At 64.9% G+C, this 12,180-nt stretch carries 12 protein-coding genes; 7 read left to right on the forward strand and 5 right to left on the reverse strand.

Features of this window, described 5'->3' with window-relative positions:
• Window positions 1-83 precede the first annotated feature (83 nt).
• From yegQ to J3A71_RS20355, 6 genes are all read left to right on the forward strand, one after another.
• Window positions 84-1,418, forward strand: a complete 1,335-nt coding sequence (gene yegQ, locus J3A71_RS20330) for a tRNA 5-hydroxyuridine modification protein YegQ (protein WP_096425845.1) — start codon at window positions 84-86, stop codon at window positions 1,416-1,418.
• 78 nt (window positions 1,419-1,496) lie between these two features.
• Window positions 1,497-3,197, forward strand: coding sequence for a copper resistance system multicopper oxidase (locus J3A71_RS20335; protein WP_096425844.1), 1,701 nt, complete (start codon window positions 1,497-1,499; stop codon window positions 3,195-3,197).
• Window positions 3,190-4,053, forward strand: a complete 864-nt coding sequence (locus J3A71_RS20340; protein ID WP_096425843.1) for a copper resistance protein B — start codon at window positions 3,190-3,192, stop codon at window positions 4,051-4,053. Before J3A71_RS20335 ends, J3A71_RS20340 begins: the two co-directional genes overlap by 8 nt.
• A gap of 14 nt (window positions 4,054-4,067) precedes the next feature.
• Window positions 4,068-4,496, forward strand: a complete 429-nt coding sequence (locus J3A71_RS20345; protein ID WP_023047133.1) for a DUF411 domain-containing protein — start codon at window positions 4,068-4,070, stop codon at window positions 4,494-4,496.
• Window positions 4,496-4,933, forward strand: a complete 438-nt coding sequence (locus tag J3A71_RS20350) for a YqaA family protein (protein ID WP_016485805.1) — start codon at window positions 4,496-4,498, stop codon at window positions 4,931-4,933. Before J3A71_RS20345 ends, J3A71_RS20350 begins: the two co-directional genes overlap by 1 nt.
• Before the next feature lie 75 nt (window positions 4,934-5,008).
• Complete coding sequence (locus tag J3A71_RS20355; RefSeq protein WP_096425842.1) at window positions 5,009-6,007, forward strand: alpha/beta hydrolase; 999 nt, start codon at window positions 5,009-5,011, stop codon at window positions 6,005-6,007.
• A gap of 134 nt (window positions 6,008-6,141) precedes the next feature.
• Here the strand turns inward: J3A71_RS20355 and zapE are convergent, their stop codons facing one another.
• The 5 genes from zapE to J3A71_RS20380 all read right to left on the reverse strand — a co-directional run bounded on the left by zapE (window position 6,142) and on the right by J3A71_RS20380 (window position 11,184).
• A complete protein-coding gene (gene zapE, locus J3A71_RS20360) occupies window positions 6,142-7,248 on the reverse strand; it encodes a cell division protein ZapE (RefSeq protein WP_209953171.1) in 1,107 nt (368 codons plus the stop codon).
• 146 nt (window positions 7,249-7,394) lie between these two features.
• Window positions 7,395-8,540 carry a PQQ-dependent sugar dehydrogenase gene (locus tag J3A71_RS20365; RefSeq protein ID WP_016485802.1) on the reverse strand — a complete coding sequence of 382 codons (1,146 nt, stop codon included), beginning with the start codon at window positions 8,538-8,540 and terminating at the stop codon, window positions 7,395-7,397.
• Window positions 8,541-8,562: 22 nt separating this feature from the next.
• Complete coding sequence (locus J3A71_RS20370; protein WP_023047136.1) at window positions 8,563-8,880, reverse strand: hypothetical protein; 318 nt, start codon at window positions 8,878-8,880, stop codon at window positions 8,563-8,565.
• A gap of 233 nt (window positions 8,881-9,113) precedes the next feature.
• Window positions 9,114-10,079 carry an agmatinase gene (gene speB, locus J3A71_RS20375; protein WP_016485800.1) on the reverse strand — a complete coding sequence of 322 codons (966 nt, stop codon included), beginning with the start codon at window positions 10,077-10,079 and terminating at the stop codon, window positions 9,114-9,116.
• Between the two features lie 25 nt (window positions 10,080-10,104).
• Complete coding sequence (locus tag J3A71_RS20380; protein WP_060518328.1) at window positions 10,105-11,184, reverse strand: polyamine ABC transporter substrate-binding protein; 1,080 nt, start codon at window positions 11,182-11,184, stop codon at window positions 10,105-10,107.
• A 102-nt stretch (window positions 11,185-11,286) separates the two neighbouring features.
• Here J3A71_RS20380 and J3A71_RS20385 point away from each other — a divergent pair, with 102 nt between their 5' ends.
• Window positions 11,287-12,177, forward strand: a complete 891-nt coding sequence (locus tag J3A71_RS20385) for a LysR family transcriptional regulator (protein WP_060518330.1) — start codon at window positions 11,287-11,289, stop codon at window positions 12,175-12,177.
• Window positions 12,178-12,180: the final 3 nt, after the last annotated feature.

Raw genomic sequence — 12,180 nt, forward strand, 5'->3', positions numbered from 1 at the left:
AAGTGCCGCGCTCACTTGACGCAAATCAATACGCACCGTGTTCATCGCTCCTAGCATCCCGGCCTTTTTACCCCGGTGCGCACATGAACCCTACCGCCAAGCCCGAACTGCTGGCCCCTGCCGGCACCCTCAAGACCATGCGCTATGCCTTTGCCTACGGCGCCGACGCGGTCTACGCCGGCCAGCCGCGCTACAGCTTGCGGGTGCGCAACAACGAATTCGACCACGCCAACCTGGCGCTGGGCATCCAGGAGGCGCATGCCTTGGGCAAGCGCTTCTACGTGGTGGTCAACATCGCCCCGCACAACGCCAAGCTCAAGACCTTCCTCAAGGACCTGGCACCGGTCATCGACATGGCGCCGGATGCACTGATCATGTCTGACCCAGGCCTGATCATGCTGGTGCGCCAGCACTTCCCGCAGATGCCGGTGCATTTGTCGGTGCAGGCCAACACCGTCAACTGGGCCAGCGTGCAGTTCTGGCAGCAGCTGGGCCTGAGCCGGGTGATCCTGTCGCGCGAGCTGTCCCTGGAAGAGATCGAGGAAATTCGTCAGCGGGTGCCGGGCATGGAGCTGGAGGTGTTCGTCCACGGCGCGCTGTGCATGGCCTATTCCGGCCGTTGCCTGCTCTCGGGCTACCTCAACAAGCGTGACGCCAATCAGGGCACCTGCACCAACGCCTGCCGCTGGAAGTACGACGCCACCCCGGCCACCGAGAATGCCACCGGCGATATCGTGCGCGAAGTGCAGCCTACCCTCGGCCTGGGCGCCCCTACCGAACAGGTTTTCCTGCTGCAGGAAAGCAACCGCCCCGGCACCGAAATGCCGGCCTTCGAAGATGAGCACGGTACCTACATCATGAATGCCAAGGACCTGCGCGCCATCCAGCACGTCGAGCGCCTGGCCGCCATGGGCGTGCATTCGCTGAAGATTGAAGGCCGCACCAAGTCGCACTTCTACTGTGCCCGTGCAGTACAGTCGTACCGCCAGGCGATCGACGACGCCGTGGCCGGGCGGCCATTCGACCGTGCCTTGATGGGCAACCTCGAATCCCTCGCGCAACGCGGCTACACCGAAGGCTTTCTGCGCCGCCACGTGCACGACGAATACCAGAACTACCAGCGCGGCAACTCGGTCTCGGAGCGCCAGCAGTTCGTCGGCGAACTGACCGGCGTACGTGTCGATGGCTTGGCCGAGGTCAAGGTGAAGAACCGCTTTGCCGTGGGTGACCATTTGGAACTGATGACGCCGCGTGGCAACTATCACTTCGACCTGCACCGCCTGCGCAACCGCCAGCAGCAGGCCATCGACGTCGCGCCAGGCGACGGCCATGTGGTGTACTTGCCCATCCCGGAGCAGGTCGCCCTTGACTACGGCCTGCTGATGCGCGACCTGCGCGCTGACGAGGCGGCAAGCTGACAACGCTGTAATGTGCGCCTCAGCTACCTGACAGGCGCCTGCAGCGAACATCGTGGCTCCCCCGCATGAGGCCACGCCATGTTGCGCCCCCCCACCCGCCGTACCTTCGTCAAAGGCCTGGGCGCCGCCACCACGCTGGCGGGCCTGGGGCTTTGGCGACCGTTGGCTCAGGCGGCCGAAGGCCAAGACCTGGCCGGCCAGCACTTCGAGCTGTTCATCGGCCAGACCCCGGTCAATATCACCGGCCGCCCGCGCACTGCGCTCACCCTCAACAACAGCCTGCCCGGCCCGTTACTGCGCTGGCGCGAAGGCGACACCGTGACCCTGCGCGTGCGCAACCGCCTGGCGCAGGACACCTCGATCCACTGGCACGGCATCATCCTGCCCGCCAACATGGACGGCGTACCAGGCCTGAGCTTCGCCGGCATCGAACCCGGCGGCGACTACTTGTACCAGTTCACCCTGCGCCAGAGCGGTACCTACTGGTACCACAGCCACTCCGGACTGCAGGAACAGGCCGGGGTGTACGGGGCCATCGTGATCGAGCCACGCGAACCCGAACCGCACCGCTACCAGCGCGACCATGTGCTGCTGTTCAGCGACTGGTCGGACCAGGCGCCGGAACAGCTGATGGCCACCCTGAAGAAACAGTCCGACGCGTACAATTATCACAAGCGCACGGTCGGCGATTTCATCGATGACGTCGCCGACAACGGCTGGGGCCCAACCGTTGCCGAGCGCACGGCCTGGGCGCGCATGCGCATGAGCCCTACCGACCTCGCCGATATCAGCGCCGCCACCTACACCTACCTGCTCAACGGCCAGCCGCCGGAGGGTAACTTCACCTGCCTGTTCCAGCCGGGCGACACCGTGCGCCTGCGGCTGATCAACGCCTCGGCCATGACCTATTTCGACTTCCGCATCCCCGGGCTTGCGCTGACGGTGATCGCCGCCGACGGCTTGCCGGTAACGCCAGTGAGCGTGGATGAACTGCGCATTGCCGTGGCAGAGACCTACGACGTACTGGTGACCGTGGGCGACCAACCTGCCTACACCCTGTTCGCCCAGAGCATGGACCGTACCGGCTTCGCCCGCGGCACCCTGGCCCGCGCCGCCGGGCTGCAGGCACCGGTGCCTGCACCCGATCCGCGCCCGGTGCTGAGCATGGACGACATGGGCCACGGCGGTATGGCCGACATGGCGGGCATGGACCACAGCAACCTGCCTGGTATGGACCACGCTGCCATGTCGGCGATGCAGCAACACTCGGCCAGCGAAACCGGTAACCCGTTGGTGGACATGCAAACCATGGCACCGCGCGCCAACCTGGCAGACCCCGGCATAGGCTTGCGCAACAACGGCCGGCGCGTGCTGACCTACGCCGACCTGCGCAGCCCCTACCCCGACCCGGACGGCCGCGCGCCATCGCGCGACATCGAGCTGCACCTGACCGGCCACATGGAGCGTTTCGCCTGGTCGTTCGACGGCGTCAAGTTCAGCGATGCCGAGCCGTTGCGCCTGACCTACGGCGAGCGGGTGCGCATCACCCTGGTCAACGACACCATGATGACCCACCCCATCCACCTGCATGGCATGTGGAGCGACCTGGAAGACGAGCACGGCCAGTTTCTGGTGCGCAAGCACACCGTCGACATCCCGCCCGGCAGCCGACGCTCCTACCGGGTGACTGCCGACGCCCTTGGCCGCTGGGCCTACCACTGCCACCTGCTCTATCACATGGAGACCGGCATGTTCCGCGAGGTACGCGTCGATGAATGACACCCGCAACCGCAGCATTGTGGCCGGCGTGACCCTGCTGACCCTGCTCGCCAGTGAACGCGCGCTGGCCGCCGGCATGGAGCACATGAACCATGGCCAAATGAACCATGCAAGCATGGGCCATGGCCCGGCTACGCCCAGCCCGCCGCGCACGCCCTTGGCTGCAATCACCGACGCCGACCGCCGGGCTGCCTTCCCGCCACTGCCCGGGCACCAAGTGCACGACCGGGCGCTGAACTGGGCCGTGATCGTCGACAAGCTCGAATATCAGAACTTCGAGAGCAGCAACGCCCTGAACTGGAACGCTACGGCCTGGGTCGGCGGCGATATCGACCGGCTGTGGCTTCGCACGGAAGGCGAGCGCGAGCAGGGCAAGACGCACAAGGCCGAACTGCAAGCGCTGTGGGGCCATGCCGTGAGCCCGTGGTGGGAGCTGGTGGCTGGCGTACGCCAGGACTTCAAGCCCGCCAGCGGCCAGGCCTGGGCCGCTTTCGGCATCCAGGGCACGCCGTTGTATGGCCTGGAGCTGCAAGCCACCGCCTACGCCGGCGAGCGGCAACAGACGGCGCTGCGCCTGGAGGCCGCTTACGCTATGCTGCTGACCAACCTCTGGATACTGGAACCGACCCTGGAAGCCAACCTCTACGGCCGCGACGATGCCGGGCGCGAGCAAGGCGCAGGGTTGGCCGACAGCGAGGTCGGCCTACGCCTGCACTACGAGATCACCCGTGGCTTCGCCCCCTATGTCGGGGTCAGTTTCAATCGCCTGCACGGCACGCGTGCCGACCAGGCCCGCGAAGACGGCGAAGACCTAGGCCAGACCCGCCTGGTTGCCGGTATCCGCCTGCGTTTTTAAAGGAGTGCTTCACCATGCTGCGCAAACACTTGCTGACCCTGGGCCTGCTGGCCATCACCGGCCTGGCCCAGGCCGCCGAGACCATCGACGTCTACCGCGACCCCAACTGCGGCTGCTGCAAGGCCTGGATCAGCCACCTGCGTGACAACGGTTTCAGCGTCAACGACCATGTCGAGCCCAACATGAGCGCGGTCAAGCAGCGCCTGGGCGTGGCGCCGCGCCTGGCCTCATGCCACACCGGGGTGATCGACGGCAAGTTCGTCGAAGGCCATGTGCCGGCCGAACAGGTGCGCCTGCTGGCCAAGCGCAGCGACCTCAAGGGCCTGGCCGTGCCGGGCATGCCCATGGGCTCGCCCGGTATGGAAATGGGTGACCACAAGGATGCCTACCAGGTCATCGGGGTCACCCAGGATGGCCAGGACACCGTCGTCGCCAGTTACTGATGCTCAGCCTGTGGGCGCTGTTCCTCAGCGCCTTCGGCGCCGCCACCCTGCTGCCGTTGCAATCGGAGGCCGTGCTGGTCGGCCTGTTGTTGCGCCAGCCCGAGGCTTGGGCAATCCTGCTGCTGGTGGCCACCCTGGGCAATGTGCTGGGTTCGGTCGTGAACTGGCTACTGGGCCGCGCCGTCGAGCACCTGCGCGACAAGCGCTGGTTCCCCTTCAACGCTGCCCAACTGGCGCGCGCGCAGCAGCGGTACCAGCGCTGGGGGCAATGGTCGTTGCTGCTCAGCTGGATGCCGGTGATCGGTGACCCGCTGACATTGATCGCCGGCATCATGCGAGAGCCGTTCTGGCGCTTCCTGCTGCTGGTGACCCTGGCCAAGGCTGGCCGCTATGCGGTGCTGACGATGATTACCCTGGGCTGGTTTCACGCCTGGTAACACCTTTCACGTTCCCGTCGCACGCCTGGCTGCTAAAGTCGCCTATTCCTACATGGCCCTACACGGAGTGCCCCCATGCTGCGCGCAACCGCCCTGGCCCTGGCCTGCCTTGTCGGCAGCCCGGCCATCGCCGCCGAGCCGCCTACCTATGGCGCCCAGCTCGAAGGTTTCAGCTACCCGCACCCACTCAAGCATTTTGACTTCAAATCCCAGGGCCAGCCCCTGCAGATGGGCTACATGGACGTCCCCGCACAAGGCCAGGCCAACGGCCACAGCGTGGTGCTGATGCACGGCAAGAACTTCTGCGCCGCCACCTGGGAAACCACCATCGACGCACTGAGCAAGGCCGGTTACCGGGTCATCGCCCCCGACCAGGTTGGCTTCTGCACGTCCAGCAAGCCAGCGCATTACCAGTACAGCTTCCAGCAGCTGGCTGAAAACACCCATGCCTTGCTCGAACAGCTGGGTATCAGGCAATCCATCGTGCTCGGTCATTCCACAGGTGGCATGCTCGCCACCCGCTATGCGCTGATGTACCCGCAGCAGGTCGAGCGCCTGGCCATGGTCAACCCGATTGGCCTGGAAGACTGGAAAGCCCTGGGCGTGCCCTATCGTACGGTGGACCAATGGTATGCCCGTGAGCTCAAGCTGAGTGCCGAAGGGGTGCGCGAGTATGAACGCAAGACCTACTACGCCGGGCGCTGGAAGCCGGAGTATGAGCGCTGGGTACAGATGCTGGTAGGCCTGAACAAGGGGCCGGGGCATGAAGCGGTGGCATGGAACTCGGCGCTGATCTACGACATGATTTTCACCCAGCCGGTGTACCACGAGTTCAAGGATCTGCAGATGCCGACCTTGCTGCTGATCGGCGACAAGGACACCACAGCCATTGGCAGCGACATCGCACCGCCGGAGGTAAAGGCGAAGCTGGGCAAGTATGACGTGCTGGGGCCACAGTTGGCCAAGCTGATCCCCAAGGGTGAACTCATCACTTTTGAAGGCATGGGGCATGCGCCACAGATCGAAGAACCCGTGCGGTTCAACCGCACGCTGGTCGAGTGGCTGGCCAAGTGAAACGGGTGGCGCTTTACGCCCCTATCGCGGCACAAGGCCGCTCTCACAGGTAATTCGTAGGTTTAAGCGTCGGCGCCGTACCTGTGGGAGCGGCCTTGCGTCGCGATGGGCCGCAAAGCGGCCCCCAGCACACTTCAGCCAAACCGCTGTAGTTGCATCTCCCGCAACCGGCTCAAGGTTCGCTGGTACGGGAATGCCAGATACCCCTGCGTATACAGCTCTTCCAGCGGCACCTCGGCCTCGAGGTACAGTGCCACACGGCGGTCGTAGCACTCATCGACCAGGGCGATGAAACGGCGTACCGCATCGTCCTTGGGCGACAGCGCCGGCAGTTCGCGGTCGCCTGCCACCACCCGCGCCGCGCCGTCTTCAGTGCCACGGGCAATGCGACCAGCCTGCTGTTTACCGCCCAGCGCCGGAATACCCGACACCAGGATGGCCGGAAAACGGTCGCAAAGCGCCATGAATTCCATGGCCGCCAGCGGTTGCTCGCACAGGTCGGTGAAGCGGCACCAGATAGCCTGCTCGCTGCGCCGCACAACCTGCACCTGCCTGGAGCCGATAACCAAGGGTTGATCAGTACCCGTGTGATCCGGGCTGAGCTGGCAGAACACCTCGCCCAGCGGGCTGGCCTGCCCTGTCGCTGCCACCCAGTAGCGCTGCCGCTCTGCACCGGGGTGCAGGCGGTGGTCCTGCTCGCCGGCCACTGGCAGTACCTGCATGTGCCGCTGGATCGCGGCGATGGCCGGCACGAACCGCTCGCGGTTGAAGCCGTCGCGGTAGAGCTGCTCGGCTGGCTGATTGGACGTGGCGACAATCACCACGCCTTGGTCGAACAGCACCTGGAAAAGACGCCCCAGGATAATCGCGTCACCAATGTCGTTGACGAACAGTTCGTCAAAACACAGTACACGGATCTGCCCGGCCAGTTCCCGGGCCAACGCCAGCAATGGGTCGGCGGTTCCATTGAGCTGAAACAGGCGCTGGTGGACCCAGGCCATGAAGTGATGGAAGTGCTGGCGCCGGCTGGGTACCCGCAGGCAGCGGTGAAACTGGTCCATCAGCCATGTCTTGCCCCGCCCGACCGGGCCCCAGAGGTAGATGCCCTGGGTGGGGCGGCCCTGCTCGACAGCCAGGAAACAGGCCTGCAAGGCATCGACGGCGCGGGCCTGGGCAGGGTCGTCAGCGTAGCCCTGAGTGCTCAGGGCTTGCTGGTAAAGGGATTGGGGAGTGATGGCCATGGCCGCATTCTACACAGGTCCCTGTAGAAGCGGCCTTGCGCCGCGATGGGCCGCGCAGCGGCCCCTGGACTTCAGCATTGCAGCATAGATTGTTGGGGCCGCTCTGCGGCCAATCGCGGCGCAAGGCCGCTCCTACAGGGACCGCGTCAGTCGGCCAGGCCCACCTTGAGTAGTGCGCCGTCCTTGTCATCGGTCAGCACATAAATATAGCCATCCGGCCCCAGCCGCACATCGCGGATACGCGCCTTCAAGTCACCGAGCAAACGTTCCTCATGCACGACCTTGTCCCCCTTCAGCTGCAAGCGGATCAGCTCCTGTGTCGCCAGCGCACCAATGAACAAGTTATGGTCCCAGGCCTTGAATGTCGGGCTGTCGTAGAACGCCATGCCGCTGATACCTGGCGACTTCTCCCACACATGGTGTGGGTCGACCATGCCTTGCACATGCTTGCCCTTGGCCTCGGGGATCGGCAGCAGCGAATAGTTGATGCCATGGGTCGCAATCGGCCAGCCGTAGTTCTTGCCGGGTTCGGGGATGTTGATTTCGTCGCCACCGCGCGGGCCGTGCTCGTGGGTCCACAGCTTGCCGGTCCAGGGGTTCAGCGCGGCGCCCTGCTGGTTGCGGTGGCCGAACGACCAGATCTCCGGCCGCACGTTGTCCTTGCCAACGAAGGGGTTGTCCTTGGGCACTTCGCCATCCGGCAAAATGCGCACGATCTTGCCTTGCAGCTTGTCCAGGTCCTGGGCAGTGGCGCGCTGGTTGTTCTCACCCAGGGCGATGAACAGATAGCCGTCACGGTCGAAGACCAGGCGCGAGCCGAAGTGGTTGCCCACCGACAGCTTGGGCTGCTGGCGGAAGATCACGCTAAAGTTCTCCAGCCGGGCGCGGTCTTCGGACAGCTGGCCACGGCCGACGGCGGTGCCGGCCTTGCCGTCACTGCCCTCTTCGGCGTAAGACAGGTACACGGTACGGTCCTTGTCGAACGCCGGCGACAGCACGACATCCAGCAGGCCGCCCTGGCCCTCGGCCCAGACCTTGGGCACACCGCTGATCGGCGGGCCGACCTTGCCTTCAGTGTTGACCACCCGCAGGTTGCCGGCGCGTTCGGTGACCAGCATGTCCTTGCCGCCTGGCAGAAACGCCAGAGCCCAGGGGTTGCGCAGGCCGTCGGCCAGGGTGCTGACGGTCAACGTGCCTTCTTCGCTGTGAAACTGTTGCTCTGCGGCCGCCTGAGCCAACAACGGCATGAGTGCAGCAGCAGTCAAGGTGACTAGCCAGGTTGCTTTAGTCATGCAGGATTCCTTTCATATGGGCTCACGGCGCACGGGTGTTGTCGCGGGGTGGCCGGGTCGGTTCCAGGTTCGGGGTTTGTTGCTGACGACGCAGGTTGTCGCCGTTGCCGATGCCGCGGTTGTCGAGGCTGGGCGTGCGCTGGTACGGGTCGGTGGACGGGCCGCGCACAGGAGGCATGGCCGGCATGCTGCCCTGGCGGCTGTTGGGATTGGCACGCTGAATCGGGCTGTTGTAGGGGTTATTGTTGCCAGCGGCAAGCTGCAAAGGCTGTTGCGGGGCAGCGTGCGCAGGCAGGCACAAGGCCAGGCTGAGGGCCAGGATGGGCAGTGTCGGGTTCATGCTTCACCTCCTGTACGAAAATGCCGCGCCTGGTGGGTTTGATAGCCTAAGGCGCGAGGGGTTCGAGACAAAAGTGTGAATTGGGGCGGAGATGATTCCTGATGTTTCAGTATGCGCCCTTTCGAGCATTGATCATTGTGGGAGCGGGCTTGTCCCGCGAAGGCAGCCACGCGGTGCATGGCACCGGCCTTGCCGGTGTTCGCGGGCCAAGCCCGCTCCCACAGCGCCCCTGCTTACTGGCTTTTGTCTACCTTGTGCCGCGCCGCATACAGGCACAGCATCTCCATCGCCAGGGTCGCCCCCGCCAGCGCCGTGATATCGGCATGGTCATAAGCCGGTGCCACCTCCACCAGGTCCATGCCCACAAGGTTGATACCGCGCAGCCCACCCAGAATCTCCAGCGCCTGCACCGTGGTCAACCCACCACACACCGGTGTACCTGTGCCCGGCGCATAGGCCGGGTCGAGGCAGTCGATATCGAAGGTCAGGTACACCGGCCGCTCACCCACGCGCTGGCGAATCGCCGCAATCACCGCCTCGGTGCCCTGCCGGTGCACCTGACGGGCATCGAGGACGGCAAAGCCCTGGCTGTCGTCGTTGGTGGTGCGCAGGCCAATCTGCACCGAGCAGGCCGGGTCTACCAGGCCCTCGCGGGCGGCATGCCAGAACATGGTGCCATGGTCGATACGCTTGCCCTCCTCGTCCGGCCAGGTGTCGCTGTGGGCATCGAAGTGGATCAGCGCCAGTGGGCCATGCCGGCGGGCGTGGGCCTTGAGCAGCGGGTAGCTGATGAAGTGGTCGCCGCCGAGGGTAAGCATGGCGCAGCCCGCGTCCAGAATATGGGCGGCGTGGGCCTCGATGCTATCCGGCACCGACTGCGGCGTGCCACTGTCGAACGCGCAGTCGCCATAGTCGATCACGGCCAGGTGGTCGAACGGGTCGAACGCCCACGGCCAGTGCCGTGCCCACGCCTGCTGCACCGACGCGGCGCGAATCGCCCGTGGGCCGAAACGCGCCCCTGGGCGGTTGCTGGTGGCGGTATCGAACGGCACTCCGCTGACCACCACATCCACACCGCGCAAGTCGCGGCTGTAGCGGCGGCGGGAGAAACTGGTAATGCCGGCATAGGTACTTTCTGCGGCAGTGCCGTACAGGCTGTCGCGGGTCATCGCCTGGTCGTTGCTTGCGGCTTGCTCCACGGTCGGGCTCCTTGGTTGTTATCAGTTACTGGCGGCTGCGAAAGGCCGTCCACAGGCGGTTACGCTGGCGCAGGTCGGCCAGGGCCATGCTGCGGTCGGCAAACAGCCGCTGGCGCACCTCGGCAGGCGGGTAGATGTCCGGATCGTTGCGCACCGCTTCGTCCACCAACGGCGTGGCTGCCTGGTTGGCGTTGGCGAAGAACAGCGTGTTGGTCAGCGCAGCCACCGACTCGGGCTTGAGCATGAAGGCGATGAACGCCCGCGCGGCTTCGGGGTGCGGGGCGTCCTTGGGGATAACCAGGTTGTCCTGCCACACCAGCGTGCCTTCGCGTGGGATGCGGTAGATCAGCTCGAACGGCTTGCCGGCGCGGCGCGCCTGGTCGGCAGCCATCGCTGCATCGCCGTTATAGGTCAGCGCCAGGCACACGCTACCGTTGGCCAGGTCGCTGATCTGCCGGCCATTGGCGACGTAGCTGATCGAGGGTTGCAACTGGCTAAGCAGCTGCTGCGCGGCGGCCAGATCATCTTTGTCCTGGCTGTAAGGGTCCTTGCCCAGGTAGTTCAGGGCCACGCCGATCACCTCTTGCGGCGAGTCGGGCATGGCGATGCCACAGTCCTTCAGGCGGCTGGCGTATTCGGGTTTGAACAGCAGGTCGAGGCTGTCCAGCGGCACATCGCCCAAGCGCTGTCGCACGGCCTCTACGTTCACCCCAAGGCCCAGCGTGCCCCAGGTGTACGGCACGGCATGGCGGTTGCCGGGGTCGGCCTCGGCGAGCTTGGCCAGCAAGTCCTTGTCGAGGTTGCTGTAGCCGGGCATGCCCTGGGGGTCGAGCGGTTGCAGGGCATTGGCCTTGAGCGCCCGGGCCAGTACGGTCGACGATGGCACCACCACGTCGTAACCACTGCCACCGGTGAGCAGCTTGGTCTCCAGCACCTCGGTGGTGTCGAAGGTGTCGTAGCGCACTTTGTAGCCGGTTTCCTGCTCGAAGCGCTGAAGGGTTTGCGGGGCGACGTAGTCGGCCCAGCTGTAGAGGTTGACGACCTTTTCTTCGGCCTGCAGCGGCAAGGCCAGGACCAGGGACAACAGGCACAACGATCGACGCATGACGGACACCTCGGCAAATGGGTGGATGCCGCAAGCATGCCAGCCGGGTTACATTGCAGGAATGACAAGTTTGCAAAGCTGACATTCATCAGGAGCAATGTAATGCTCGGACAAGTACACGACCCCGACCTGCACCTGCTGCGGCTGTTCGTCACTGTAGTCGAGGCCGGGGGTTTCAGCGCCGCGCAAGGCGTGCTGGGCTTGAGCCAGCCCACCATCAGCCAGCGCATGGCGCAGCTGGAAACGCGCCTTGGCTACCGCCTGTGCAGCCGAGGCAAGGGTGGTTTCCACCTGACGGAGAAAGGCACATTGCTATTGGATGCAGCACGTGGGCTGCTGCTGAACATCGAGCAGTTTCGCCAGCAGGCCAACGGCGTGGGCGAGCGGTTGCTCGGGACGGTGCGCATCGGCATGGCAGAAAACCAGGACAAGGCAGTGAGCCTGAAGCTGGCGGCGGCCATTGCGGCGTTCCGCACACGAAAGGAATCGGTGCAGCTGGAGCTGATCAGTGCACCGCCGGCGGAACTGGAGCGGTTGTTGCTGGAGCAGCGGCTGGATTACGCCATCAGCTACTTCTCTGGCATCCAGGCGGCCTTTGATTACCAACCCTTGTTCCAGGAGCGGCAACGCCTGTATTGCGGCAAGGGGCATGAACTGTTCGGCGAGCCGAGTGTTGGGCTTGAGCGGTTGCTGGAGATGGACCAGGTACGCCATCCCTACCGGTTTCTCAAAGGCGGTGAGCCGTTCCAGAGCCGGCACAGCATGGCTGTGGCGGAGCAGATCGAGAGCGTGCTGACGTTCATGCTGTCAGGGCGGCATATTGGCTACCTGCCCTGCCATTGCGCGCACGCCTGGGAGGCGGAGGGGTTGTTGTGGGCGCTGAACCCAGGGCTGGATTTTGTAGTGCCGTTTACCCTGGCCAGGCATCGGGCGCAAGTGACGGGTGAAGCGCAGCAGGCGTTTGCCGAGGACTTGCTCGCGGCGTTTGCCTGAACC

This window comes from Pseudomonas sp. PvP089, from assembly GCF_017875165.1.
In the GTDB taxonomy this organism is placed as follows: Bacteria; Pseudomonadota; Gammaproteobacteria; order Pseudomonadales; family Pseudomonadaceae; genus Aquipseudomonas; species Aquipseudomonas fortuita.